The sequence below is a fragment of the Rhodococcus rhodnii NBRC 100604 genome (genome assembly GCF_001894925.1).
GTDB classification, from domain to species: Bacteria; Actinomycetota; Actinomycetes; order Mycobacteriales; family Mycobacteriaceae; genus Rhodococcus_F; species Rhodococcus_F rhodnii.
Window position 1 is genome coordinate 54,701 of record NZ_BCXD01000004.1, and the last position, 24,193, is coordinate 78,893.

Annotated in this window: 23 protein-coding genes, 1 pseudogene and 1 riboswitch; of the genes and pseudogenes, 12 read left to right on the forward strand and 12 right to left on the reverse strand. The window is 69.4% G+C overall.

Going from position 1 to position 24,193, the window contains the following annotated elements; genetic code table 11:
- Positions 1-39 precede the first annotated feature (39 nt).
- From RR1_RS04310 to RR1_RS22780, 4 genes are all read left to right on the forward strand, one after another.
- Positions 40-1,512: a cytosine permease gene (locus RR1_RS04310; protein WP_010839343.1), complete on the forward strand. Its 1,473-nt coding sequence runs from the start codon at positions 40-42 to the stop codon at positions 1,510-1,512.
- Positions 1,513-1,580: 68 nt separating this feature from the next.
- Positions 1,581-2,714, forward strand: coding sequence for an LLM class flavin-dependent oxidoreductase (locus RR1_RS04315; RefSeq protein WP_010839342.1), 1,134 nt, complete (start codon positions 1,581-1,583; stop codon positions 2,712-2,714).
- Positions 2,715-2,737: 23 nt separating this feature from the next.
- Positions 2,738-3,793: a phytoene desaturase family protein gene (locus RR1_RS04320; RefSeq protein ID WP_010839341.1), complete on the forward strand. Its 1,056-nt coding sequence runs from the start codon at positions 2,738-2,740 to the stop codon at positions 3,791-3,793.
- 13 nt (positions 3,794-3,806) lie between these two features.
- On the forward strand, positions 3,807-4,325 hold the full coding sequence (locus tag RR1_RS22780) for a phytoene desaturase family protein (protein ID WP_010839340.1): 519 nt from the start codon (positions 3,807-3,809) through the stop codon (positions 4,323-4,325).
- Here RR1_RS22780 and RR1_RS04325 read toward each other — a convergent pair.
- The 3 genes from RR1_RS04325 to RR1_RS04335 all read right to left on the reverse strand — a co-directional run bounded on the left by RR1_RS04325 (position 4,322) and on the right by RR1_RS04335 (position 6,556).
- Positions 4,322-5,578, reverse strand: coding sequence for an RNA polymerase sigma factor (locus tag RR1_RS04325; RefSeq protein ID WP_010839339.1), 1,257 nt, complete (start codon positions 5,576-5,578; stop codon positions 4,322-4,324). The genes RR1_RS22780 and RR1_RS04325 overlap by 4 nt on opposite strands.
- Positions 5,579-5,586: 8 nt before the next feature.
- Complete coding sequence (locus RR1_RS04330) at positions 5,587-6,009, reverse strand: YciI family protein (protein WP_040774448.1); 423 nt, start codon at positions 6,007-6,009, stop codon at positions 5,587-5,589.
- 94 nt (positions 6,010-6,103) lie between these two features.
- Positions 6,104-6,556: a DUF6194 family protein gene (locus tag RR1_RS04335; protein ID WP_040774327.1), complete on the reverse strand. Its 453-nt coding sequence runs from the start codon at positions 6,554-6,556 to the stop codon at positions 6,104-6,106.
- Between the two features lie 46 nt (positions 6,557-6,602).
- Here RR1_RS04335 and RR1_RS04340 point away from each other — a divergent pair, with 46 nt between their 5' ends.
- The gene (locus tag RR1_RS04340) at positions 6,603-7,337 is read left to right on the forward strand and encodes a MerR family transcriptional regulator (RefSeq protein ID WP_051111256.1); all 735 of its coding nucleotides are present in this window, start codon (positions 6,603-6,605) and stop codon (positions 7,335-7,337) included.
- Positions 7,338-7,389: 52 nt separating this feature from the next.
- Here the strand turns inward: RR1_RS04340 and RR1_RS04345 are convergent, their stop codons facing one another.
- Positions 7,390-8,472, reverse strand: coding sequence for an ADP-ribosylglycohydrolase family protein (locus RR1_RS04345; protein WP_010839335.1), 1,083 nt, complete (start codon positions 8,470-8,472; stop codon positions 7,390-7,392).
- A gap of 136 nt (positions 8,473-8,608) precedes the next feature.
- On the opposite strand from RR1_RS04345, the gene RR1_RS04350 reads away from it, so the two are divergent.
- Complete coding sequence (locus RR1_RS04350) at positions 8,609-9,361, forward strand: alpha/beta fold hydrolase (RefSeq protein WP_040774447.1); 753 nt, start codon at positions 8,609-8,611, stop codon at positions 9,359-9,361.
- A gap of 9 nt (positions 9,362-9,370) precedes the next feature.
- Here the strand turns inward: RR1_RS04350 and RR1_RS04355 are convergent, their stop codons facing one another.
- Complete coding sequence (locus RR1_RS04355) at positions 9,371-9,562, reverse strand: YegP family protein (RefSeq protein WP_010839333.1); 192 nt, start codon at positions 9,560-9,562, stop codon at positions 9,371-9,373.
- A gap of 127 nt (positions 9,563-9,689) precedes the next feature.
- On the opposite strand from RR1_RS04355, the gene RR1_RS04360 reads away from it, so the two are divergent.
- Entirely contained in the window at positions 9,690-10,202 is a 513-nt protein-coding gene (locus RR1_RS04360; protein WP_010839332.1) for a hypothetical protein, read from the forward strand.
- Here the strand turns inward: RR1_RS04360 and RR1_RS04365 are convergent.
- Together RR1_RS04365 and RR1_RS04370 are read right to left on the reverse strand one after the other, a co-directional pair.
- Positions 10,157-10,858 (reverse strand): YqeB family protein, encoded by a 702-nt coding sequence (locus RR1_RS04365; RefSeq protein ID WP_010839331.1) that lies wholly within the window; start codon positions 10,856-10,858, stop codon positions 10,157-10,159. The two genes, RR1_RS04360 and RR1_RS04365, sit on opposite strands and share 46 nt — an antisense overlap.
- Complete coding sequence (locus RR1_RS04370; RefSeq protein ID WP_010839330.1) at positions 10,842-11,462, reverse strand: TetR/AcrR family transcriptional regulator; 621 nt, start codon at positions 11,460-11,462, stop codon at positions 10,842-10,844. The genes RR1_RS04365 and RR1_RS04370 overlap by 17 nt, the downstream gene beginning before the upstream one ends.
- 119 nt (positions 11,463-11,581) lie before the next feature.
- Here RR1_RS04370 and RR1_RS04375 point away from each other — a divergent pair, with 119 nt between their 5' ends.
- Positions 11,582-12,589 (forward strand): iron-containing redox enzyme family protein, encoded by a 1,008-nt coding sequence (locus RR1_RS04375; RefSeq protein ID WP_010839329.1) that lies wholly within the window; start codon positions 11,582-11,584, stop codon positions 12,587-12,589.
- A gap of 4 nt (positions 12,590-12,593) precedes the next feature.
- On the opposite strand, the gene RR1_RS04380 is transcribed toward RR1_RS04375, so the two are convergent.
- A complete protein-coding gene (locus RR1_RS04380; RefSeq protein WP_010839328.1) occupies positions 12,594-12,818 on the reverse strand; it encodes a CDGSH iron-sulfur domain-containing protein in 225 nt (74 codons plus the stop codon).
- Entirely contained in the window at positions 12,815-13,468 is a 654-nt protein-coding gene (locus RR1_RS04385; RefSeq protein WP_010839327.1) for a HemK2/MTQ2 family protein methyltransferase, read from the reverse strand. The genes RR1_RS04380 and RR1_RS04385 overlap by 4 nt, the downstream gene beginning before the upstream one ends.
- A gap of 87 nt (positions 13,469-13,555) precedes the next feature.
- Between RR1_RS04385 and RR1_RS04390 the strand changes: the two genes are divergently transcribed.
- Complete coding sequence (locus RR1_RS04390; RefSeq protein ID WP_010839326.1) at positions 13,556-14,398, forward strand: ferredoxin family protein; 843 nt, start codon at positions 13,556-13,558, stop codon at positions 14,396-14,398.
- 121 nt (positions 14,399-14,519) lie between these two features.
- Complete coding sequence (locus RR1_RS04395) at positions 14,520-15,827, forward strand: HNH endonuclease signature motif containing protein (protein WP_010839325.1); 1,308 nt, start codon at positions 14,520-14,522, stop codon at positions 15,825-15,827.
- Between the two features lie 44 nt (positions 15,828-15,871).
- Here RR1_RS04395 and RR1_RS04400 read toward each other — a convergent pair.
- A pseudogene (locus RR1_RS04400) lies at positions 15,872-18,020 on the reverse strand (MMPL family transporter).
- 79 nt (positions 18,021-18,099) lie between these two features.
- Positions 18,100-20,376, reverse strand: a complete 2,277-nt coding sequence (gene metE / locus RR1_RS04405) for a 5-methyltetrahydropteroyltriglutamate--homocysteine S-methyltransferase (RefSeq protein WP_051111255.1) — start codon at positions 20,374-20,376, stop codon at positions 18,100-18,102.
- A 157-nt stretch (positions 20,377-20,533) separates the two neighbouring features.
- Positions 20,534-20,670, reverse strand: a riboswitch (cobalamin riboswitch).
- Positions 20,671-20,905: 235 nt separating this feature from the next.
- Here metE and RR1_RS04410 point away from each other — a divergent pair.
- Complete coding sequence (locus tag RR1_RS04410) at positions 20,906-22,018, forward strand: ferredoxin reductase (protein WP_010839321.1); 1,113 nt, start codon at positions 20,906-20,908, stop codon at positions 22,016-22,018.
- Positions 22,019-22,080: 62 nt separating this feature from the next.
- On the forward strand, positions 22,081-23,331 hold the full coding sequence (locus RR1_RS04415; protein WP_010839320.1) for a fatty acid desaturase family protein: 1,251 nt from the start codon (positions 22,081-22,083) through the stop codon (positions 23,329-23,331).
- On the opposite strand, the gene RR1_RS04420 is transcribed toward RR1_RS04415, so the two are convergent.
- Complete coding sequence (locus tag RR1_RS04420; protein WP_040774444.1) at positions 23,310-24,185, reverse strand: metal ABC transporter permease; 876 nt, start codon at positions 24,183-24,185, stop codon at positions 23,310-23,312. The two genes, RR1_RS04415 and RR1_RS04420, sit on opposite strands and share 22 nt — an antisense overlap.
- Positions 24,186-24,193 lie beyond the last annotated feature (8 nt).

A 24,193-nucleotide genomic window follows, 5' to 3' on the forward strand; every position in this document is an offset into this window, starting at 1 on the left:
GAACGGTTTCGTTTCCACAGTGTAAACGAGGGAGTTTTCATGAGCGAAACAATCCCCGCGAAAGTGACCGATTCCACTGGAGGCAGATCGCTGCGGTCCGTCATCGAGGATCACGCACTCGCCCCGGTACCCGAGTCCAGCCGGCGCAGCGGATGGGGCCTCGCGTTCAACACCGCCGGCGTCGGGACGACCCTGATCATCCTCGCGATCGGCAGCGGGGTCACCTACGTCGCCGGCACCAAGTGGGGCATCGCGATGGGAGTCGTCGCCGCGGTCTTCGGGACGCTCCTGGGATGGGGGATCGGCCACGTCTGCCAGGTCGCGGGGACCTCTTCCACCGTGACCAGTCGCTTCTACGGACTCGGTGCGCGCGGCTCCGCGCTCGCGTCGGTCATCTTCGCGTTCATGTGCCTCGGCTTCCTGGCGCTCGAGAACGCCCTGCTCTACTACGGCACGCTGTTCATGTTCGGCTGGGCGCCGACGACGCTCAACGCGATCGTCATCTACGGGATCCTCACGATCGCCTGGATTCTGCTCACCACCTTCGGGCTCTCCCTCGTCCAGCGGACGTCGACGATCCTCACGATCGCGTCGGTGGTTCTCATCGGCGCCGTGACAGTGATCGCGTTGAGCCGCAGCGACATCGGGGTCGCCGAGATCTGGGCGTACTCGCCGCCGAATCTGTCGATGGGCGACATCACGGCAGGGCTGGCGGCGATCGCCGGCATCGCCGGCGCGCTCGCGCTGACGGGCGCGGACTTCGGCCGCTTCGCCCGGACGTCGAAGGACGTCGGCATCATGTCCGTCGTCGGCTCGATCATCGTCAACGTTCTCGTCGTCATCGTGGGAACGCTGATCTTCCAGGCCGGCAACTCGGTCGTGACGGGATTTCTGCAGGACCCGGCGAACGCCGACGTCGCGGCGACCCAGGCGGGCGCCACCACCGCCGAGAAGCTCGACTTCATGGCGCACTCGAACGCCGGCGCGTACTTCATCGTGCTGGCCGGCGCCGTCGGCTTCCTCGTCATGTACGCCGCGCAGGCGAAGGCGCAGGTGATCAACACCTACTCGAGTTCGCTTGCACTCAGCAATCTCTCGGATGCTGTGGTCCGGCGGAGCCCGGGAAGATTCTGGATGGTGATCGCGGGCAACGTGATCGGCCTCCTCGCGATCATGGGAGACATCCTCGGGCTCATCAACAGCTGGCTCGGCATTCTCGGCATCCTCACGACCTCGCTGTGCACTCTGGTCATCGTCGACTATTTCGTCGTGCGTCGCCGGACGCCGGCGGCAGCGGATCGCGTCGAGAACGTCAACATTCCGGGCGTCGTCGCGCTGGTGGTCTCCTCGCTCGTCGCCTACATCGCGACCCAGACGGGGGTGACCCCTCTCGGGTTCGCCGTCGCACTCGTCCTCACCGCCGTTCTCTATGTCGGACTGCGACGTGTCGTCCCCGAAGGTCGCTGGGGCGGCTTCGCCGACGCCCGCGAGGCGCTGCGGGACGAGGAGTAGAACGTACAGACCGATTCGATCGACAGGCGATAGCACCCGGACCGGGTGCGGCTCGAAAGGAAACAACCATGGCACGCGCGATCACGGCCGACACCGGCTTCAAACTGGGAACCTTCTCGTCGAACTGTTCGAGCGGTATGGCGATCACCAAGGCGCCGAACCGCTGGTCGGCCAGCTGGGCGGACAACCTCCGGCTCGCGAAGACGGCCGATGCCGTCGGGCTCGACTTCATGCTGCCGATCGCGCGGTTCATCGGATACGGCGGCGACACCAACTTCCACGAGTCGGTGCTCGATCCGGTCGCGTGGGCGGCGGGACTGCTCTCGGCCACAGAGAACATCACGGTGTTCTCCACCGTCCATTCCGCGTTCAACCATCCCCTCGTCGTGGCCAAGCAGCTCGCGACCGTCGATCACATCGGCAACGGCCGTGCCGGCATCAACATCGTCGCCGGCTGGAACAAGCCGGAGTACGACGCGATGGGATCGGATCTTCCTGCGGGGCACGACGATCGCTATGCCCAGGCGCAGGAGTGGTGGGACATCATCCGCAGGGTGTGGACGCAGCCCGGGACCTTCGACCACGATGGCCGCTTCTATCGACTGAAGGGAGCCGAAGGGCTGCCCAAGCCGGTCGACGGTGTCCTGCCCGTGCTCAACGCCGGATCGTCCGCGCAGGGAAGGGGATTCGCCGCGCGCAACGCGGACTACGGGTTCACCGTGGCCGACGGGCCGGAGGACGGCGCGAAGATCGTCGAGTCGATGCAGTCGCAGGCGCTCGCCGAGTTCGAGCGGCAGCTCGGCGTGTTCACCATGGCGCACATCGTCGTTCGAGAGACGGAGAAGGAGGCGCGCGACTTCTACCGGTGGTACGCCGACGACAACGCCGACTGGGACGCCGTCGACAACATCATGTATCTCATGGGTGCGCACGCACAGTCGTTCACGCCGGACATGTTGCAGACCTATCGTTCGCGCTTCGCGGCGGGACACGGGTCGATCCCGATGGTCGGCACCCCCGACCAGGTCGCCGAACTGATCGCGGGAATCGCGAACGCCGGCTTCGCGGGGATGACGCTCGCGTTCTTCGATTACGCTGAGGAACTGCCGTACTTCGGGGAGACCGTGTTGCCGCGTCTCGAGGAGATGGGTGTGCGGGCACCCCGTGAGCGGGCGACACGCCTGGCCGGCGCAGGCGTCTGACCGAGGGAACGGCGCAGCACGTGATGGATGTCGATGTCGCTGTGGTGGGTTCGGGAATCAACGGCCTGGTTGCCGCCGCCGAACTCGCCCGTGCCGGGCTGGCCGTCGCGGTGATCGAGCGCGGCAGCGAGCTCGGCGGCTTCATCGCCTCCGGCGAATCGACCGTGCCCGGCTTCGTGCACGACACCTTCTCGTCGTGGCATCCGATGTTCGTATCGGGGCCCGCGTACGCGAGCCTGGGTGATGCGCTGCACGACGCAGGCCTCGACTACGCGAACTCGCCGGACCTGGTGTGCGCGACAGTCGGCGACGACGACCGGACGGTACTGGCATATCGCGACGTCGAGCGGACGGTCGAGGGGTTCGCCGCGTCGCGGGGCCGGGACGCGTACCGCCGGATGCTCGACGTCGCGGCAGCGCGCAGTGGCGTCGTGCTCGGTGCGCTCGGCTCCGAACTCGACGGGCGTTCATCGGCACTGCTCGCGGCCCGCGCGGTGCGTAGCCTCGGTATGCGGGGTGTCCGTGATCTGGCCCGCGATGCCGTGTCGTCGGGGCACGCTCTGCTGCGTCGCAGCTTCGACGGGTGGGAGCCCGATCTGTTGTGGTCGCCGTGGCTGCTGCATGCGGGGCTCGCGCCCAGCGTGGCGTCGGGCGGCGTGATGCTGCCGGTGATGGCCGCGACGATGCACGAGTTCGGTCTTCCCGTCGTCCGCGGGGAGCGGGGCGTTTCGTCGCCGCGTTCGAGGCCGTGCTCGCCGATCACAGCGCTGTCGTGCTGCGGGGACGGACCGCGGAGCGGATCGAGGTGGGCGCGGGGCGTGTGCGCCGCGTCCACCTCGACGACGGCACGGTGGTGTCGGTGCGACGGGCCGTCGTGGCCGGGGTGTCCCCGCGGGCGCTGTACGACGGTCTTCTCGCGCCGGGCGTTGCCGATCGTGTCGTCTCGCGCGATGCGGTGCGCCGACATCGGCCGGGTCGCGCGGCGATGCAGATCCACCTCGCGCTCGATGCGCCGATCCCGTGGCGCGACGAGCGCCTCGGCGACTGTCCGCTCGTCCATCTTTCCGACGGTGCAGTAGCGACGGCGCTCGCGTGCGCCGAAGCCGAGGCGGGCTGCTGCCGCGGCGGGCGACGGTCGTCGTCGGCCAGCAGCACGTGATCGATCCGTCGCGCGTTCCCGAGGGCCGAGGCTCGGCGTGGATTCAGTTGCAGGAAGTTCCTTTTCGTCCCCGGGGCGATGCAGCAGGCGAACTGGACACGTCGGTCGGCTGGACACCGGGGCTCACCGCTGCCTACACCGATCGGATCGTGGCGCGTATCGAGCAGTACGCGCCTGGATTGTCGGCGAGCGTCATCGGTGTCCATGCGATCTCGCCGGCGGAACTCGAACGGCGCAATCCGAACGCCGAGTACGGCGATCCGTACGGCGGCTCGGCGGAATTGGACCAGAATCTCGTGTTCCGTCCGTTCCCGGGTGCGCATCGGCATCGGACGGCGGTTCCCGGCCTCTGGCATGTCGGCGCGTCCACACACCCGGGCCCCGGGCTCGGGGGCGGATCGGGTCACCTCGCCTCGAGCGACATCCTGCGATGCCACCGGCGGGAGCGTTAGACGCGTAGCCGAGTCACCTTCCCCACCAACACCGCCCGTACTCGTGTGTTCGTCGCCAGTTCCGCTGCGCGCTCCAGCTCCACCCGTGCTTCGTCGGTTCGTCCCAGCCGTGCGAGCAGTTCACCGCGGACACTCGGCAGCAGGTGGGAGCCCTTCAGCTGCGCGTCGTCGATCCCGTCGACGACGCGCAGTGCGTCGCCGGGTCCGCTCGACATCGATACTGCGACAGCGCGATTGAGCGTGACGACGGGATTGCGCGTGATCGATTCGAGGGCGGTGTAGAGAGTGACGATCTCGTCCCAGTCGGTGTCGTCCGCGCTTCGCGCACGGGCGTGGCAGGCCGCGATCGCCGCCTGCAGCGCGTACGGCCCGCGGCTGCGGCGCCGGGCTCGGGCGAGCTCGTCCGCACGTGAGAGTGCGGCGAGCCCGCGCGCGATCTGTCCGCGATCCCAGCGGCGCCGATCCTGGTCCTCGAGCAGAACCGCATTGCCGTCGGCGTCGACCCGGGCTGCGAAACGCGACTTCTGCAGTTCCATGAGTGCGAGCAGCGCATGTGCTTCGGCTTCGCGTGGCAACAGCGTCGCGGTGATGCGCCCGAGACGGATCGCGTTGTCCGACAGCTCACCTCGAATGAGCGCATCGCCGGTCGTCGCCGCGTATCCCTCCGTGAACACCAGGTAGATCACGGCCAGCACACCACGGAGGCGAGGTTCCCACTCGGCGGGCTCGGGAACCTCGAACGGGACGCGGGCGGCCGTCAGGGCCCGCTTGGCACGAGTGATGCGTGCCTGCATCGTCGGGACGGGCACGAGGAACAGTCGCGCGATCTCCTCGCTCGTCAGTCCCGTCACGACGCGGAGTGTCAGCGCGACCTGTGCCTCCCGCGCGAGCGCTGGATGGCATGCCGCGAAGACCAGTTTCAGCAGATCGTCCTCGATGGGTTCCCACTCGTCCTCGGCGGTGGTCTCGAGATCACGCGCGATGGCGCGGTAGCGATCGTCCTGCAGCTCGCGCCGCCGCCACCCGTCGATCGCCTTTCGCTTGGCGACGGCGGTCAGCCATGCCGCCGGAGTGCGGGGTACTCCCGCCCGCGGCCACTGCTCGAGTGCGTCGCCGAGCGCATCCTGCGTGAGTTCCTCGGCGAGGCCGACGTCGCCGACCACGCGGGCGATCGCTGCGGTCACGCGCGGCCCGTCGATCCGCCACACCGCCTCGACGGTGCGGCGGATCGACGTCTCGTCGGCCGCCGTCATCGCCGTCGTCAGTTCGTCCCGAGCTGCTCGCGCCAGCCCTCTTCCTTCTTGACGAACTCGTTGTCGGCGTAGTCGGCGAAGTCGCTCTCGTCGGTGACGCGCCGAACCTCGAGCTTCGCACCGGCCCCGAGTGGCGCCCGCTTGGCCCACTCGGCTGCCTCTTCCTTGCTCGAGACCTGGATGATCCAGAACCCGTTGAACAGTTCGTGGATCTCGCCGTAGGGCCCGTCGGTCACGATCGGCTCGTCCTCGGCGAAGTCGACGACGAAACCCTCCTCGGCCCCGCTCAGGCCCTCGCCGGCGACCATGACGCCGGCTTCCATCATCGATTCGTTGTAGCGGCCCATCGCGTTGATGATCTCCTCGAAATCGGCTTCGGCGAACGCTGCGGCGGCGGCTTCGTCGGCGCGCATGATGAGCATGTACTTCATGATCGATCCCTTCGTCGGCGGCACCGCGATTCGGTGCCTTCATCCTCTACGTCGAACGGGCCGGAGCGGAATCGACACGAGGAACGAGAAGATTTCAGGAATCCGATCGTCGCCGTGCATCGTCGTGCGCGCGGCGCAGCAGATCCTCCGCGATCGGGAGAGTTCGCGGCCCCGGATCGACGATCGCGATCCACCCCTGGCTCCGGTACAGCGGATGGGGCAGCACGGTGTCGGCGCGCGAGTGGTCGGTGTGAGTACCGGTGTCCAGGGGGTGCTCTCCGACGATCTCGACGAACGCCGAGGCTCCGATGTGGATGTTCAGTCGCCAGCGGCCGGGGTGGTCGAGGCCGCTGGATGTGTCGCCCGGGTAGTTCTTGGTGACGATGGTGGCGTAGGGCTGACGACGTGCGGGAACCGTGCCGTCGGGCGCGTAGTAGAAGAAGTGATCCCCCCATGAGACCTCGGGGAAAGCGCTGCCGGGGAGTGGAGCGAGTTCGAGCACCCCGTCGAACGATCGCACGGTCTCGAGAAGCCGTTGCATACTCATGGTTGAAGTGTGCGGTTGAAGTGCTAGCGGAGGGTCGGTGGTCGTGGTGAGTACACGTGACGCCGCGACAACGTTGACGACGGCGGACGTGGCGAGTGCCGCGGGGTGTTCGGCCCAGCAGGTACGGGACCTCGAAGCGCTCGGGGTCCTGCCGTCGGCACCTCGGATGCCGAACGGGTACCGCCGATTCACCACCGACCACGTGACGGCTCTTCGCGCGTATCGCGCCCTCGCACAGGCCGTGGGGCCGGTCGCCGCGCGCGAGGCGATACGGCAAATTCGCGCTGCGCCCCACGACGAGGCCGCGGCGACGATCTCCGGGTTCCACGTGATGCTTCTCGACGAGCGCCGCCGGGCACTTGCGGCGCGGCGGGCACTCGACTCCATCGGGCACGAGACGGCGACGGAAGCCGAGACACTCGATGCGGACACGATGTCGATCACCGAGCTGTCGCAGGCGGTGGGTGTGCGGCCCTCGACGCTGCGGTTCTGGGAGCGCGAAGGGCTCGTCGCACCGCAACGCACCGTGACCCGCTCGGGCACCGCGAGACGCTACGGCGCTACGGCCGTGCGCGACGTCCGGATCGTCGCGGCGTTGCGGTCGGGCGGCTACCGCATCCCCGAGGCCCGCAGCGCGCTCGACGCACTGCGACGGTTCGGCGACGCGGGACGGTCGCTCGATGCGCTGGATGCGCGACTGGCAGAGATCGCGGAGCGAATGATCGCCCTCCTGCGTGCCGGGGCGATCCTCGCGGAAATCTCCCTCGGTGCGCCCGAGTGAGCGCACACCCGCCGGACTCCCGCTGGAGTCGTCACGAGACGAGACGACGCGGTCACTCCTCGGCGTGCGCACTCCCGAGGACCCGGTCGGCAGCGGTGGCGAGAGCCGCGGCGTACCGCGGCTCGAACCGAGGCGTGAGACCGGCGGACTCCCAGTAGTGCGGGGTGGTGTGGGCCGATCCGATGAGCGCCCCGGCGATGCAGGCGATCGAGTCGGAGTCGCCGTTGCTGGTCGATGCCCATGCGAGAGCGGCAGGTCCGTCGAGGGGGGCGGTGGTCCCGGTCGCGAGATCGGCGACGAGGAGCCCGAGTGCGGTGGCGCTCGCGGATTCCCAGCCTTCACCGACGCCCGTGCAGGGGTCACCGAACTGCGACGGGTCGAGGCCGCGAAGCCGGGCGCGGCTCGTGACTGCAGCACCGAGCAGGGCGTCGACGTCGTCGTCCAGCCCATCGATCAGGAGGGACGGCACGTCGCTGCGGTAGGGGGCGAGGACGGCGGTGAGGTACGAGTCGGACAGCCACCTGCTGCTGCCGGCGCGGATCCGGTCGGATTCGGCACGGGCCTCGTCCAGAAGCCGGCCACCACGATCGGGGGCGTGCCGCACGGCGTCGGCGAGCAGCAATGCGGGCACGATCGCGCGGGGATGCCGGTGGGTGATCACGGCCTGCAGGGCGGTCAGGCCGAGCCAGTACGGCTCGGGCGCGAACGCGGTGGGCACGAGCCGCATCACGGCACCGCAGCCGGCGGACTCGCGGGCACCGTTCGCGTCGTACCAGCGGGCGCCGGAGCGGAGCGCCGACAGGGACGCCATGCAGGTCGTGCCCGGTGCCCGATCGTTGTCGGGGTCGGTCTGCCACTCCAGGAAACGGGAGGTGATCGCGCGGGTGACGGCATCGATGTCCGTGAGATCGTCGACGTCGGTCAGTGCGTCGTGCAGGGCGAGCGTCATCTGGGTGTCGTCCGAGACGATCCACTCGCCCGCCGGTGCGGGGACGGGGTACGCGGGCATGTTCGCGTAACTGCGGAACTCGACCTGGTATCCCCACGCGTCGCCGGCGGCGAGTCCGATCAGCGCGTTGCCGTATCGCGCGAGCAGAGCACTGTCCGCGAGCCGGTCGGGATTCGAGTCGGTCATCTGTCTCCTGGTGTGTAGGGGAGGCGGTCCCGGCGGAGGCCTGCGGGTTTCGGCGATCATGCCTCGGCCCACCGACACGAACCGATTCGCGGCGCGAGGTACGTGCGCCGGCCCTTCGCTACCGTGGAGTGTCGTGATGCTCTCGAGTGCGAGTCTGCCGTTGGGTGGGATCGACCTGTCCTACCGCGATTCGGGTCCTGCCGTACACCCGGTTCCCGTGATCCTCGTCCACGGCATGGGTGGCGACGGCCGAACGTGGGATCCGTTCGTGCGTGCTCTGCGGTCCCGAGGCCGGCGAGTCGTGACGGTCGATCTGCGCGGTCACGGACGGAGCGGACGCGCGCCGTCGTACCTCTTCGAGGAGTTCGCATCCGATCTCGTGGAACTGTGCGACGAACTCGGGTTCTCCCAGGTCGATCTCGTCGGGCATTCGCTCGGCGGGCACGCCACGACGATCGTCGCCCAGGAGCGGCCGGCACTGGTCCGTCGCCTCGTCGTCGAGGAGGCGCCGCTCCCGCTGCGGACGGGGGACGACGAGCAGACGCTCGCGCGGCGGCTGCCGTCGCCGGTGGAACTGTGGCATGCGCTGACGAGTCTCGTCCGCAGCCCCCGGGCGGTGATCGCGTTCGATCGTTCGATGACCGCTCCGGCACTGGATCAGTTCCGGAGTCCGGACGAGCGCTGGTGGTCGCGCGTCGAACTCATCGAGGCGCCGGTGCTGGTGCTGCGTGGGGGCCCGACCGGAATGGTCGATCCGCAGCGCCTCGACGCGATGACGGCGATGCTGAGCGACGTTGTGGTGCACGAGTTCTCGTGTGGGCACAGCATCCACCGCGACCGCTACCGGGAGTTCGAGGCGGTCGTGCTGCCGTTCCTGCTGGGCGCGTGAGGCGCGGCGTCACGCGCTGTGCGACTCGAGGACCTCGACCTTCGCCTCGGGTGCGTGCTTCTTGACGGAGTCGATGCCGTTCTGGGCCGAGGACTTCGATTCGTAGCCCTGGCTGACGGCGATGATCTCGCCGTTGCCGGCCTTGAGATGGAAGCGGAACTTGCCCGCCTTGTCCTCGTAGATCTCGAACTTTCCGGACATGTCCGTGGCCTTCCTGTCGAGAACGCGACGCGCTCGCGCCGACAATACGATCGTAATGACGGTGGGGGTGCGGAGGGTGTGAATCGCGGGCCTGGTCTGTGCGGCACCCGTCGGCCAGGATGGGGCGATGCCCTTCACCTCACTCGACCGCCGCCTCGTCGGATGGTCCGCGCTGTTCGTCGTCTCGCAGTCCCTCATCGGGGCGGTGCTGGGCCCGGCGGCGCCCCGGGTGCTGCAGGGGCAGACGGCGATGTCGGCGCGCGCCTACCGCGAAGTTCTGGAGAGCATGGACGACGCCGAGACCGCGCGCTACCGCAGGCACTTCTACCTCGACTTCGTGCATCCGCTCGTCTTCGCGATCGCGTTGCGCACCGGCGTGAAGCGGCTCTCGGAACTCACCTCGATATCGCCCCGGACGCGGTCGGCGCTGCTCGCCGCGGCCTCGGTCTCGGCGGCGGCGGACTACGCCGAGAACGTCGTCGGCCTCTACCTGCTCGATCACCGTGAAGCGATATCCGATCCCGTCGTGCGCGCGACGTCGACGGTGAGCATCACGAAATGGGTACTGGCACTGGGAACCTTCGGTTGCCTGGCTCAGGGATTCGTTCGGTTCTGGGGATCGAACCTGCGGAACTCCTGACCTTCCGGCCTGTCACGCACCGTCAACCCGAGTTCGCCGAGCCGGTCGTCCGCCGCCTCGATCGCGGCGAGGTCCTTCTGTTCGACGGCCCGGCGACGCGCGCGCAGCGCCTGGTTCTCGCCGTCGCTGGTCCCGACGCCGTCAGTCCAGGGGGCGAACTCCGCGTCGTCCGGATCGGCCTCGTGCCACGGGTATCCGTGCGCCGAGAACGCTGCGGCCACGGCATCGCCGTCGAGGTCCCGCGCGTCGAACCGCGCGAGTTGCCTACCCCGGGGATCGCGGACGACGACGTCGTGGCCGTCGCGGAACACGGCTGCCACGAGCGCGCGGGGAACGGTCCTGGTTCGCTTCTTCTGCGTGAACACGACCCTGTCGGCACCGACTGTCGCCGTGAGCGCGTCCTCCTCCGCCTGACCGGCGAGGGCGAGGCCGACGATCCCGCCCAGCACGGTGAGTACCGGCACCTGCCATGCGAGGGGCAGTGTCATCGCGAGACGAACCGGCCCCGGCGCGTCGCCGACCGTGCTCAGCACCCAGTTGCCGATCGGGTCGAGAACGAAGCCCACGCCGCAGCCGACCGCGAGGCCGAGTGCCACGAGTCCCACCGAGATCCACCGGGGCGGCCGAAAGACGACGTCGTCACGCTGCGTGGTCATGACTCTCCTGAGGGGTTCGAGGTTCGAGTAGCCGGGTGACCGTCGTGCGAGCGATGGGACGGACGTCGTGCGGTGCATCGGCATCCGTGTTGAGGAAGGCGGCGTCGACGATCGCGGCGATCCACCGCGCGGTCTCCGCGGGATCGAGATCGGGGTCGACGCTCCCATCGCGCTGCCCACGTGCGAGCAGAGTGGCGAGCGTGTCGATCGTGAGGGCCGCGTCTTCGAGGCAGAGGCGTGTGAGTTCCTCGTCGTGGCCGACGCGCCGGAACATCTCGAGCGCGAGTCCAGGGGCGAGCGGATCGAGCGCCTCGGCGACGTGGAGGTCGACGAACTCGAGGACCGCGGGGAGCGCGTCCTCGCGAGCGACGAAGTCCGCGACGAGTTCCCGGCGCTCGGGGAGCGCATCGCCGACGAGACCGCGAAAGACGGCGGCCTTGTCGGGAAAGTAGTGGAAGACGTTGCCGGAGCTCATTCCTGCGTCCCGGGCGATCGCGGCGACGGTCGTCCCGTCGTAGCCGTCGGCGGCGAATCGGGCAGCGGCGGCGGCGAGGATCGCCGCGCGTCGTCGTGCGGTGTTCTCGGGATCGGGAGTGCGGGCCACTCGTGCAGCTTAATCATTGATCGACCAGTCGGTCAATCAATTCTGAGTTCCCTCGCATGCCCGGACCGGCGCGTCCGCATACCCGGACCGACGCGTCCGCGACGGGTAGCGTCGAGGCCATGACCCGGCTCAGTGAAGCAGCGCGTCCCGTGCGGGCGCCCCTGCCACCTGCACGCGGACCCGTCGGCGAGGCGGTGTTCGGCGCCCTCGTGGGGCCCGTCGGGACGATCCCCACCGTCGACGTCGACGACATCACCCCCGACGACCTGCACGCCACGCTGTACGGCGCGTACGAGCTGCACTATCGCGGTTTCGACGGCGTCGACGACGCGTGGGAGTGGGATCCGTCGCTGCTGGACCTGCGTCGTCGGCTCGAGGCGCTGTTCCTCGACGACCTGCGCCGCAACGTCCCCGGCGGCAGCGATGCGACCGAGGCGCTCGATGCGCTCACCGTGGCATCGCCCGAGCCCGGTGGTCTCGGGCGGCACCTGCTGCGTGACGGCACGTGGGAGCAGATGCGAGAGCTCTTCGCGCACCGCTCGATCTATCACCTCAAGGAGGCCGACCCGCACCTGTGGGTAGTGCCGCGCCTCACCGGCCAGGCCAAGGCGTCGATGGTCGCGATCGAGTTCGACGAGTTCGGTGGCGGCCGCGGCGAGCGGATGCATTCGCGCCTGTTCGCCGACCTGATGGCCGCGGCCGGGCTCGACACGAACTATCTCGCCTACCTGCCCGCGGTCCCGGCGGAGACGCTCGCGATCGTCAACTTCATGTCGCTGTGCGGTCTGCACCGCTCGTTGCGTGGTGCGCTCGTCGGCCATTTCGCGCAGGTCGAGACGACGTCGTCACCCGGCTCGCGGACGATGGTCGACGCGCTCCGCGCGATGGACGCGCCCGAACCGTGCGTGCACTTCTATGCCGAGCACATCGAGGCGGATGCGGTGCACGAGCAGGTCGTGCGGCACGACGTCGTCGGGGATCTGCTGGACCGCGAACCCGAACTCGCAGCGGACGTGGTGTTCGGGATCGAGGCGACCGACCTGCTCGAGGATCGGTTCGCCGAATGTCTCCTCGGCAGGTGGCGAGCGGGGAAGAACTCGCTCGCGTCGGCCGCCTCCCCGGCCTGACGCGTCACCCGCTGCGGGGCCGCCGACGCCGATGGCTCGTGTCGCAGAGCGGATAGAGCGCGCTGCGCTTGCACCGGCACAGCGCCACGGTGAACCGGTCGGACCGCACGGTCTCGCCCGATTCGGTCACGATCTCGACCGGTCCGTCGATCAGCGCGGGACCGCCCGCGACGAGACGGATACGTGGGCAGTCGCCCTGTCCGGAATCCGACGCGCCGGGCTCGCTCACGACGGCTTCACCCCGCGGATCACGACGATGTCCTCCGTTCGCTGCGCGGCGTCGAGCAGCCCGCGGCCGACCAGCATTCGCTGCCGCGATCGCAACACGGGGCCGAGCGGAATCGAACGGCGAGCGTGCACGTCCGAGGGGACACCCGACTCTGCGAGCATCGCGAGGGTCTTCTCGACCCCGCTCAGCGCGGACTGCACCAGCAGCAAGGTGCCGCCAGGCGCGAGTAGCTGCGGCGCCGCCCGGCAGATGCGGTCCAGGACGGACCGGCCGTCGCCGCCCGCGTCCCAGGCTCGGGCCGCCCCGTGTGGCGGCGGAGCCGCGGGATCGGTCGGCACGTACGGGGGATTGGAAAGGACGAGATCGAACTCCCGGCCCGCAACGGGGGCCGCGAGATCGCCCCGCCTGACCTCCACGTCGGCGCGGGCGAGCCGCGCGTTCACCAGCGCTGTCGCTGCGGCGCGCCGGGAGACGTCCACCGCCGTCACCCGCGCGGCTCCGCACCGCGCGGCGTGGATCGCGACCGCACCCGTCCCGGTACAGAGATCGATCGCCCTCGTTCCGAGGCGCATCGCATGATCGGAGATCGCGTCGCTGAGCAGGTGGGTGTCGCTCTGCGGACGATAGACACCCGGTACCCGCAGCAGCATGTCGCACTCCTTTCTCGGCCCGAACCACGCCTTACCCGAACCGAGGCTGCGCCAAACGGCCGCGCGGCGTGCGGCACACTGGAGGCGATGACGACCTCGGTATCCGGCTCCTGTGCAGCGCTGTCCCACGACGTCCCGCTGGCGGGCACCGCGGCACGAATCGACGGCTGGTTGTGCGTCGAGATTCCGGGCGCGTGGGGGCGCGACGTCTCCGACGGCACCGCCCTCGGACAGGAGTTCGCGGACGCCTTCGCCCGGCTCGCTGCCGCAGCCGACATGCGCCCGATGTTCATCCGCCGCAGTGGACGCGCTGCGCGGCGAGGGCACGCCATCCTGCTCGCGCGCTCGCATCCGACGCAGACGTGGTGCGAACGGCTCGACGTCACGAACCCGCGCGACGTTCTCGACCTCGACCCCGGTCTGTTGCGGTCGTCGGCGCCCGGTCTCGGTTCGCGTACCGACGCCGTGCTCGTGTGTGCGCACGGCAAGCGGGACCGGTGCTGCGCGGTCCTCGGCCGCCCCGTCGCGGCCCACCTCGCCGCCGAGTTCGGTGACATCGTCTGGGAGTGCTCCCACACGGGAGGGCACCGGTTCGCGCCGTCGATGATCGTGCTCCCCACCGGCTATACGTACGGACGGCTCGACGGCGCGGACAGCACCGAGGTCGTGCGCGCCGCACGGCGTGGTGACGTCGTGCTGCCGGGTCTGCGCGGGCGCAGTTGCTGGGATCCGGAGGGGCAGGTCGCCGAGATCGCTGTCCGTGAGACCGTCACGGCCGGCGCGGACGAGCTGACCGTCGAGGGCACCACGGTTTCGCATCGCGACGGACGGAGCTGGACCGTCCCCGTCGAGTCGTACGATCTGGCGCCCCGGGCCGCGAGCTGCGGCGCCGATCCCAAGCCCGTTCGCGCGTTGCGCGCCCACATCTGAGTCGGGCTCTCCCGCCGCTGCGTCGCGACCGGATGCGCCGCATTATCCACAGCCCTTCGGTTGTCCCCAGCTGCGGCAATAGGTCTTGTGGCGAACGGGTGTTCGATCTAGATTTTGACGCATGGGGTCGGGGGATTCACACACAGCAGACGGGGAGTCGTGGCAGCTCGGTGACGGCGAGCTGCGTGCCGAGGTGCTGGGTGTCTATGCGGAGATCGCCCGTCTGCAGGCGCGGGGTATCGCGCTCATGGGGGACGTAGTCGACCGCGGCATCTTCGGCGAAGACGGGTACGGGGATGCGGGGTCGTGGCTGGCAGCGCGGAGCATGCTCGAGGTTCATGAGGCGCGGCGGGTCGTCAATCTCGCGGTGAGCCTGCGGTCGCAGCCCGAGATCGCTGCTGCTGTTGCCGAGCAACGGGTCTCGCCGACACACGCCCAGATGATCTGCGACTTCTTCGAGACGCCGCCGTCGCTGCTTGCAGCGCTGGCCGAGGCCGACACCGACGAGTACGAGACGGTCGCGGCGTTCTGCCGCGATGCACTGTTGGCGGCGGCGGTTCCCGGGCCGGGGACGACGACGGGGTCGGTGCGGCGCGCGAAGGAGCGGCTCGAGATCCGGTTGGACGCCGAATCCGATGGTCCGCCGACGCGGGAACGCGACAACCTCAACCACCTGTCCGTGTCGCATACCCTGCATGGCCGGGTGGTGGTGCACGGGAACTTCGATGCCCTCTCGGGTGAGGTGCTGTTGACGGCGTTGTCAAAGCTGTCGGCACCGCAGCCTGCCGAGGACGGAACACCCGACCGCAGGTCGCCGCGGAAACGGCGGGCGGATGCGTTGGTCGAGGTGTGCCGCAGGTTCCTCGATTCCGGTGCCGCCGGCATGGAGGCGGGTGAGAAGCCGCACGTGACTGTGTTGGTGAATCAGCGTGACCTCGAACGTCGCGCGGATACTGCCGCCGAGCGAAGGAGCGTGTCGATCACGGCGTTGCTCGATGGCGTCGGTCTGCCGTGGACGCCGTGGGGCGCCACGCTCACTCCGGAGACGGCGCGTGCGGTGGCGTGCGATGCGCAGGTCACGCCGATCGTCGTCGACGACAACGGTGTTCCGCTGAGCATGGGCCGCACCACACGGCTCGTGACTCCGGCGCAGCGTCGGGCTCTGGTGGTCCGCGACCGTGGTTGTGCGTTTCCGAACTGCCCGGCTCCGTCGTCGTGGTGCGAGGCGCACCACGTCACGCATTGGGCGGACGGCGGGTCGACGGATCTCGACAACATGGTGCTGCTCTGCGGCAGCCACCATCGCCATGTCCATCACAGCGAGTGGACGATCACCTCGACACCGAGGGGCAGGCCGACCTTCACACCACCTGGCGTCGACCCACCGGGCTTCACGCCACCGGGCGCGGGTCGGCCGTCCGTCGTGTGACGCGAGGGTGGTCCTGCGCGTACGCCATCGTGCGCAGGGCGTCGCTAGACCGGAGCCGGGACGTCGCGATCGGCGGCCTCCGCGGCGACGGAGTGCTGCCGTGGGCGCGCCCATCGCGGTGCCCACCAGTTGACGGGGCCCATGAGTTTCACGAGCGACGGCACCAGCAGCATGCGGATCACGGTCGCGTCGACGACGAGGGCGACGATCATGCCGATCCCGAGGAAGCGCATGATCGACAGTCCCGAGATCGTGAACGCACCCGTCACGACGATGAGCAGCAGCGCTGCGGCAGTGACGATCCGGCCCGTGCGCTGGGTGCCGAATCGCACGGCATCCTCGGTGGTCGCGCCGTTCGCGCGCGCCTCGACCATGCGCGACATGAGGAAGACCTCGTAGTCGGTCGAGAGCCCGAACACGACGGCGAGGATCAGCACGACGAAGGTCGGTTCGAGCGGGTTCGGGGTGACGCCGAGCCACTGCGCGCCGTGGCCGAGCTGGAAGATCCACGTCAGGACGCCGAACGTCGTCGCGAGACTCAGCCCAGCCATGAGCACGGCCTTGATCGGCAGCACCACCGACCGGAACGCCGCGAAGAGCAGCACGAGGGTGGCTCCGACCATGATCGCGATCATGTACGGAAGGCCCTGCAGCACTGCGGCGTTGCCGTCGTCGACGCTCGCCTGGCCGCCGCCGACGAGCACCTCGGTGTCGTCGGGTGGAGTGATCGCGCGCAGTGCTTGCACGGCGTCGCTCTGCTGACCCGCATCGCCGCCGTCCGCCCACAGCGCGTTGACGGCTGCGTAGCGGCCGTCGGACCCGACGACGGTCGCGGCCGCGACGCCGGGCACGTCGCGTGCAGCAGCTGCGACGGCGGCCGCGTCGGTGAGGTCGGGTGGCGCGTCGCCCGTTCCGCGCAGGATCAGCGTCGCTCCGTTGCCCGTGGACGGGAAGTCGTGGACGAGGACGTCGGTCGCGACGCGCGCGGGATCGTCGGCGGGCAGTGCCGTGTAGGTGATCTCGCCGAGTTTCGTCTGCAGCAGCGGCGAGGCGAGGATCAGCAGGACCGCGATGATGCCGACCGCGACGAGGCCCGGCGCCTTCATGACGCGATCGACGACGGCACCCCAGAACCTGCGGGCTCGTTCTTCGCTCCGGTCGGCGGCGCCCTTGCGCCACGTGAGTGCGTCGATGCGGTGACCGAGGAGGGTGAGCATCGCGGGGATCGCGGTGAGTGACAGGACCGCCGCGCACGCGACGGCCGCCATCGCGCCGTAGCCGAGCGACTTGATGACGCCCTGCGGGAACACGAGCATGCCGGCGAACGCGCACACCAGCAGCAGCCCCGAGAACGAGACGGTGCGTCCCGCGGTGCGGACTGTGCGGACGACGGCGTCGTGCACGCTCGCGCCCGTTCGCAGTTCCTCGCGGTACCTGCCGACGACGAACAGCCCGTAGTCGATCGCGAGGCCGAGGCCGAGCAGGGATGCGACGTTGACCGCGAACGACGACACCTCGGTCACGAGCGTGAGCAAGCGCAGCACGCCGAGCGAACACGCGACGGCCATCGCCCCGACGACGACGGGCACTGCCGCGGCGACGAGGCCGCCGAAGATGAAGAAGAGCAGGACGAGCGTGACGGGGATCGCGATCGCCTCGGCGACGAGGAGATCGTGTTGCAGGCGCTCGCTGAAGGCGACACCGACGACGGAGTTGCCGCCGATCTGTGTCTCGACGCCGTCGACCTCGAGCTTCGGCAGCAGCTCCTGGAGTTGCGGCATCGCCGCGCCGGACTCGTGATCGAGCGTGATGGCAGCCGATGCCCGCGTCCCGTCGATCGACCGCAGCAGCGATTGCGGCTGGCCGGTCGCCGTCCAGTAGGACGTCACGGCGGCGCCGTCGGTTTCCGCCGCGAACGCGTCGAGGTTGGCCGTGACGGCGGGGCCGATGTCGTCGAGCGACTGCCCCTCGGGCGGCGTGTAGACGACGACGATGTCGGGGGGACTGGTGTCCGACCGTCGCCGCGACGATCCGGGAGACCTCCGACGACTCGCTACCGGGATCGTCGAACCCGCCCTGCGACATGTGCGCGAACACACCTGCGCCGAAGGCCCCGCCCACGACGGCGATCAGGGCGACGATCGGTAGTACCCATCGTGCTCGGCGAGCGACGAACGAGGCCCAGCGCGTCATGAAGTTCTCTCCTGCTCATGCAAACGGTGCCCCGACAGTAGTGCTTCCGCACCACCCTCGGGGCACCGCCCTTTTCGCGTCAGGCGTCGACTGTGCTCCCGCGCACAGCGCGCGCCGCCTCGACCATATTCCGCAGCGACGCTTCGACTTCCACGATTCCACGCGTCTTGAGACCGCAGTCGGGGTTGACCCACAGTCGCGACGCGGGCACGGCGTCGAGTGCCGCGGCGAGTGCCTCGGTCATCTCGTCCACCGACGGCACGCGCGGGGAGTGGATGTCGTACACGCCCGGGCCGACACCGAGGTCGAAGCCGACGGCGTCGAGGTCGCCGAGGACCTCCATCTTCGAGCGCGCTGCTTCGATCGACGTGACGTCCGCGTCCAGACCGGCGATCGCGTCGATGACCTCACCGAACTCCGAGTAGCAGAGGTGGGTGTGGACCTGCGTCGTGTTCTCGACGCCCGACGTCGCGAGCCGGAAGGATCCGACCGACCAGTCGAGGTACGCAGGCTGATCGGCCTTGCGCAGCGGGAGCAGCTCGCGCAGTGCAGGCTCGTCGACCTGGATGATGCGCGCACCGGCGCGTTCGAGGTCGACGGTCTCGTCGCGGATCGCGAGGGCGACCTGGTTCGCGGAGTCCGCGAGCGGCTGATCGTCACGGACGAACGACCACGCGAGGATCGTGACGGGGCCGGTGAGCATGCCCTTGACCGGCTTCGCGGTCAGCGACTGCGCGTACTCGAACCACGAGACCGTCATCGGCTCGGGACGCACGACGTCGCCGAAGAGGATCGGCGGGCGCACGCACCGGCTGCCGTACGACTGCACCCAGCCGTTCTCGGTCGCGAAGAAGCCGTCGAGCTGCTCGGCGAAGTACTGCACCATGTCGTTGCGCTCGGGCTCGCCGTGGACGAGCACGTCGAGTCCGATCTTCTCCTGCAGCGCGATGACGTCGGCGATCTCGCCCTGCATCCGGCGCACGTACTCGGCGTCGTCGATCTCGCCGCGGCGCAGTGCAGCGCGCGCGACGCGGATCTCGGTGGTCTGCGGGTACGAGCCGATCGTCGTGGTCGGCAGGTCCGGCAGGCCCAGCAGTTCGTTCTGCGCGGTGCGGCGCTCGGCGGCGTCGGCACGCGAGATGCCCTCGGCGAGCGTGCTCGCGAGGCGGTCGCGCAGGGCGTCGTCGTGCAGGCGCGGATCCGATTCGCGGCTCGTGCGTCCGGCGCGCGATGCATCGAATTGCGCGTTGACGGCCGAGCGATCACCGGTCAGCGCGGTCGCGAGTGCGGCGACCTCGCCGATCTTCTCGGAACCGAACGCGAGCCACGAGCGCAGTGCGTCGTCGAGACCCGTCTCGGGTTCGAGGCTGTACGGCACGTGCAGCAGCGAGCACGACGTCGACACCGCGAGCGAGCCGGCGGCGGCGCGTGCGGACTCGAGTGCGGACAGTGCGGCGTCGAGATCGGTGCGCCACACGTTGCGGCCGTCGACGACGCCGGCGACGACGTGCTTGCCGGCGAGGGCGGGCACGGACGCGAGGTCGTCGGTTCCGGCGACGAGGTCGATGCCGATCGCGTCGACCGGGGTCGAGGCGATCACGGGCAGTGCGTCGCCGAGGCTGCCGAAGTACGACGCGACGAACAGCTTCGGCCGCGACGACAGTGCGGCGAGCCGCTCGTACACCTCACGGGTGCGGGCGAGTTCGGCCTCGGTGCGATCGGCGACGAGTGCGGGCTCGTCGATCTGCACCCACTCGGCGCCGGCGCCCGCGAGCTGCGCGAGCAGGTCCTCGTAGACGGGCAGCAGATCGTCGAGCCGCTCCAGCAGCTCGCCGGAACCGTCGACGGGCTTGCTCAGCAGCAGGAACGTCACGGGCCCGATCACGACGGGACGTGCGGGGACGCCCTGCTCGCGCGCCTCGCGGAGCTCGCCCAGGACCTTCGACGCGTCGAGCGCGAAGGCCGTGCCGGGAGCGATCTCGGGAACGAGGTAGTGGTAGTTGGTGTCGAACCACTTGGTCATCTCGAGCGGTGCGATCTCGGCGTTGCCGCGTGCGGCGGCGAAGTAGCGGTCGATCGGGTCGGCGAGGCCCGCGACCCGGTCCGGAAGTGCGCCGACCATCGCGGCGGTGTCGAGCATCTGGTCGTAGTACGAGAACGTGTTCACCGGGACGGAGTCCATCCCGGCATCGACGAGCTCGGCCCACGTCTGCGTGCGCAGTTCGCGCCCCACGGCAGCGAGTGCGTCGGCGTCGATGCGGCCGGCCCAGTACGACTCGACGGCGCGCTTGAGCTCGCGGTGCGGCCCGATGCGCGGCGAGCCCAGAACCGTCGCGGTGAAGAAGGTGTCGGTCACGTGTGTCTCCAGTTCGGCATGCGTTGCAGCCACCGTCGAGCGAGCGCCGTGCCCCGGACACACACCTCAACCTCGCGCGCGAGGGTGCGACAGCAGGCCAGCGCGCCCATTCCACGAGGCGGTGGACCGTCGAGCGCGGCGCGCTCGACACAGTGGCAGGTCTTCGGACTCACGGGCAGGCGGGTCGTCCGCACCTACTGGCCGTCGCTTCCCGGGGCGTACCCCAGTGCTTCGTGACGGCTGTCGTTCCCGTACACCGCTGCGGGACAGTCCCGGATTCCCACCGGGTTCCCTCTCGCACTCCCACCGCGGACGGCGGGTGTGCTTCGACGCTCGGACTCGGTCTTCGGGGCTCCTCACGACCGAACCGGGCGAACCAGCTGCCCGGCCAGCATAGCGACCTCGCTCACGGCCTTCACGTGGCGGCCGTCCGTCTCGGGACTTCGAGTGTGGCCTGCATCTCAATGTGAGTGTACGGTTGTACACCGAAAGGTCGGCGACGCGGACACGACGGCACGGGGAGGACGACATGGGACTGTTGCGATGGAGCCGCCGCCCGGCGGAGGACGTCGAGGCGAGACACCCGGCGGCCACCGTCGTGCGCGGGGTCCTCGCCCGCGCCACGACGCCGCTCCTGCCCGACGACTATCTGCAGTTCGTGCACCCGCTCTGGTCGGCCCGCGAACTGCGTGGCCGCATCGTCGACGTCCGCAAGGAGACCGACGACTGCGCGACGGTCGTCATCCGTCCCGGGTGGGGATTCCCGCGCGAGTACCGGCCGGGGCAGTACGTCGGTATCGGGCTCGACGTGGACGGCAAGTGGCACTGGCGTTCGTATTCGCTGACCTCCCTGGGTGATTCGCCGGATCGCACGATCTCGATCACCGTCAAGGCCAATCCCGACGGCTTCCTGTCGTCCCATCTCGTCGACGTCGCGACTCCCGGGACCGTCATCCGGCTCGCCTCGTCGAAGGGCGATTTCGTCCTCCCCGAGCCGCCGCCCGAGCAGGTCCTGTTCCTCACCGCCGGCAGCGGCATCACCCCCGTCATGGCGATGCTGCGGACGATGCGGACCCGCGGGACGCTCCGCGACGTCGTGCACGTCCACTCGGCGCCCGAACGCGGCGACGTGATCTTCGCGGAGGAACTCGACGCGCTCGCGCGCGACGAACCCGGGTACCGGCTGCATCTGCAACTGACCCGCAGCGACGGGAAGGTCGATCTCGACGAACTCGGACGCCTCGTCCCGGACTGGACCGCGCGGGAGTGCTGGACGTGCGGCCCGTCGGCGCTTCTCGACGACGCCGAGCGGGTCTGGCGGGGCGCCGGACGCGAGAAGGCGCTGCACACCGAACGATTCACGCTCGCTCGTGGCGATCACGGCGGCGAGGGCGGCACCGTGGTGTTCTCCCGTTCCGGGAAGTCCGCCGAGATCGACGGCGCCACCACGCTCCTCGAAGCGGGCGAGAATCTCGGTATCACGATGCCGTACGGCTGCCGGATGGGAATCTGCCAGACGTGCGTCGTCCCACTCGCGGAAGGGTACGTGCGCGACCTCCGGTCGGGCGACGAGCACCGCGAAGGCGAACGCATCCAGACGTGCATCAGTTCCGTCTCGGGGGAGTGCACGCTCGACTTGTGACATCCGCCCGGGACGCCATCAGCCCGGCACGACCCGAATCCGACACGCGAGAAAGGGTTCTCATGGCCATCACCGACATCGAGGCGTACGCACACCTCACCGACGACGACGTTCGCGAGCTCGGCGAGAAGCTCGATGCGATCCGCCACGACATCGAGAGTTCGCGCGGCGAGAGCGACCGGCGGTACATCCGCCGCGCGATCGGGGTGCACCGGGCGCTCGCGGTGGCGGGTCGTGCGGCTCTGTTCGCGAGCGACCGCAAACCCGCCTGGCTCGCGGGCACCGCGCTGCTCTCGGTCGCCAAGATCGTCGAGAACATGGAACTCGGCCACAACGTCATGCACGGGCAGTGGGACTGGATGAACGATCCGGAGATCCACTCGTCGAACTGGGAGTGGGACACGACCTGCCCGAGCGTGCAGTGGAAGCACTCGCACAACTACATCCATCACAAGTACACCAACGTCGTCGGGATGGACGACGACGTCGGATACGGGATCCTGCGCGTCACGCGCGACCAGCGGTGGGAATGGTGGAACGTCGGCAATCCGGTCTACAACGCACTGCTCGCGCTGTTCTTCGAGTGGGGCGTCGCGCTGCACCACGTCGAGGTCGAGAAGGTCCGGGCACGGACGAAGCCGCTCGCGGCCGTCGCGAAGGATCTGCGGATCATCGCGCGCAAGGTGGGCAAGCAGGCGGCGAAGGACTATCTGATCTTCCCGGCGCTCACGGGGCGGCGGTGGCGCACGACGCTCACGGCGAACGCCACCGCGAACATCGTGCGCAACCTGTGGGCGTACGGCGTGATCTTCTGCGGGCACTTCCCGGACGGTGCCGAGAAGTTCACCGAGAGCGAGTTCGAGAACGAGGACCGCGCGGGCTGGTACCTGCGGCAGATGCTCGGCTCGGCGAACTTCCACGCGGGTCCGCTCATGAGGTTCATGAGCGGCAATCTGAGCCATCAGATCGAGCACCATCTGTTCCCGGATCTTCCGAGCAACCGCTACGAGGAGATCGCGGTGCGGGTGCGCGCCCTGTGCGACGAGTACGACCTGCCGTACACGACCGGCTCCCTGCCGCGGCAGTATCTGCTGACGCTGCGGACGATCGTCAAGCTCTCGGTGCCGAACGCGATGCTCACCGCGACTGCCGACGACGCGCCCGAGACGGCGTCCGAACTGCGGTTCGCAGTCCGCGAGGGTGTGCGCGAGAGCTTCGGCCCCGATCCGCGCACGGGCGAGCGGCGCGGGCTGCGCACGGCGCTGCGGGCGTTGCGCGGTGACGACGTCCGTCAGGTGGCTGCCGCGCGCTGAGCGCGGCCGGGCCGACGGCGGTGCGTGACTCTGCCGAGGAGGCCGTGCCGCGGCGCGAACAGATAGCTGACCGCGAACACCCCGCCGAGGACGAGGACGATCGTCGCGCCCGACGCGGTGTCGGCGAAGTAGCTGATGTACACGCCCACGGCGGCGGACAGTGCCGACACGGTGGGTGCGACGATCATCATCCGGCCGAAGCGGTCCGTCCAGAGATGGGCTGTGGCACCGGGGATCACGAGCATCGCGACGACGAGCACGACGCCGACGCTCTGCAGTGCCGCGACCGCGGTGACGGCGAGTGATGCGAGCAGGACGGCGCTGATCACGCGCGGGCGCATCCCGATGGCGTGCGCGTGGGCGGGATCGAACGCGAACAGCGTGAACGCGCGGCGACCGGCGACGAGCACGACGAACACGATCGCGGACAGCACGAGTACCTGCACGAGGTCCGACGTCGATACGCCGAGCACGTTGCCGAAGACGATGTGTCCGAGGTCGATCTGGCTCGGGGTCACCGACACGAGCACGAGGCCGAGCGCGAACAGCGTCGTGAACACGATGCCGATTGCGGCGTCCTCCTTGATGCGGGAGGTGTCGCGGACCGCGCCGATGAGTGCGACGGCGACGATCCCGAACACGAGGGCGCCGAGTGCGAACGGTGCGCCCGCGATGTAGGCGAGGACGACTCCCGGGAGCACGGCGTGCGACACGGCGTCGCCGAGCAGCGACCACCCGACGAGGACGAGCCAGCAACTGAGCAGTCCGCACACGATCGCCGTCACCACCGCGACGGTGAAGGCGCGCACCATGAATCCGTACCGGAAGGGCTCGAGGAGCAGTGCCGGGTCCATGGTCACGA

Coding starts and splice junctions, on each gene's coding strand:
- RR1_RS04315 (WP_010839342.1), top strand. CDS start 1,581: ATGGCACGCGCGATCACGGCCGACACCGGCTTCAAACTGGGAACCTTC.
- RR1_RS04350 (WP_040774447.1), top strand. CDS start 8,609: ATGCTCTCGAGTGCGAGTCTGCCGTTGGGTGGGATCGACCTGTCCTAC.
- RR1_RS04390 (WP_010839326.1), top strand. CDS start 13,556: ATGACGACCTCGGTATCCGGCTCCTGTGCAGCGCTGTCCCACGACGTC.
- RR1_RS04310 (WP_010839343.1), top strand. CDS start 40: ATGAGCGAAACAATCCCCGCGAAAGTGACCGATTCCACTGGAGGCAGA.
- RR1_RS04335 (WP_040774327.1), bottom strand. CDS start 6,556: ATGAGTATGCAACGGCTTCTCGAGACCGTGCGATCGTTCGACGGGGTG.
- RR1_RS04410 (WP_010839321.1), top strand. CDS start 20,906: ATGGGACTGTTGCGATGGAGCCGCCGCCCGGCGGAGGACGTCGAGGCG.
- RR1_RS04355 (WP_010839333.1), bottom strand. CDS start 9,562: ATGTCCGGAAAGTTCGAGATCTACGAGGACAAGGCGGGCAAGTTCCGC.
- RR1_RS04325 (WP_010839339.1), bottom strand. CDS start 5,578: ATGACGGCGGCCGACGAGACGTCGATCCGCCGCACCGTCGAGGCGGTG.
- RR1_RS04395 (WP_010839325.1), top strand. CDS start 14,520: ATGGGGTCGGGGGATTCACACACAGCAGACGGGGAGTCGTGGCAGCTC.
- RR1_RS04365 (WP_010839331.1), bottom strand. CDS start 10,858: ATGACCACGCAGCGTGACGACGTCGTCTTTCGGCCGCCCCGGTGGATC.
- RR1_RS04385 (WP_010839327.1), bottom strand. CDS start 13,468: ATGCTGCTGCGGGTACCGGGTGTCTATCGTCCGCAGAGCGACACCCAC.
- RR1_RS04360 (WP_010839332.1), top strand. CDS start 9,690: ATGCCCTTCACCTCACTCGACCGCCGCCTCGTCGGATGGTCCGCGCTG.
- RR1_RS04330 (WP_040774448.1), bottom strand. CDS start 6,009: ATGAAGTACATGCTCATCATGCGCGCCGACGAAGCCGCCGCCGCAGCG.
- RR1_RS04375 (WP_010839329.1), top strand. CDS start 11,582: ATGACCCGGCTCAGTGAAGCAGCGCGTCCCGTGCGGGCGCCCCTGCCA.
- RR1_RS04420 (WP_040774444.1), bottom strand. CDS start 24,185: ATGGACCCGGCACTGCTCCTCGAGCCCTTCCGGTACGGATTCATGGTG.
- RR1_RS04320 (WP_010839341.1), top strand. CDS start 2,738: ATGGATGTCGATGTCGCTGTGGTGGGTTCGGGAATCAACGGCCTGGTT.
- RR1_RS04415 (WP_010839320.1), top strand. CDS start 22,081: ATGGCCATCACCGACATCGAGGCGTACGCACACCTCACCGACGACGAC.
- RR1_RS04345 (WP_010839335.1), bottom strand. CDS start 8,472: ATGACCGACTCGAATCCCGACCGGCTCGCGGACAGTGCTCTGCTCGCG.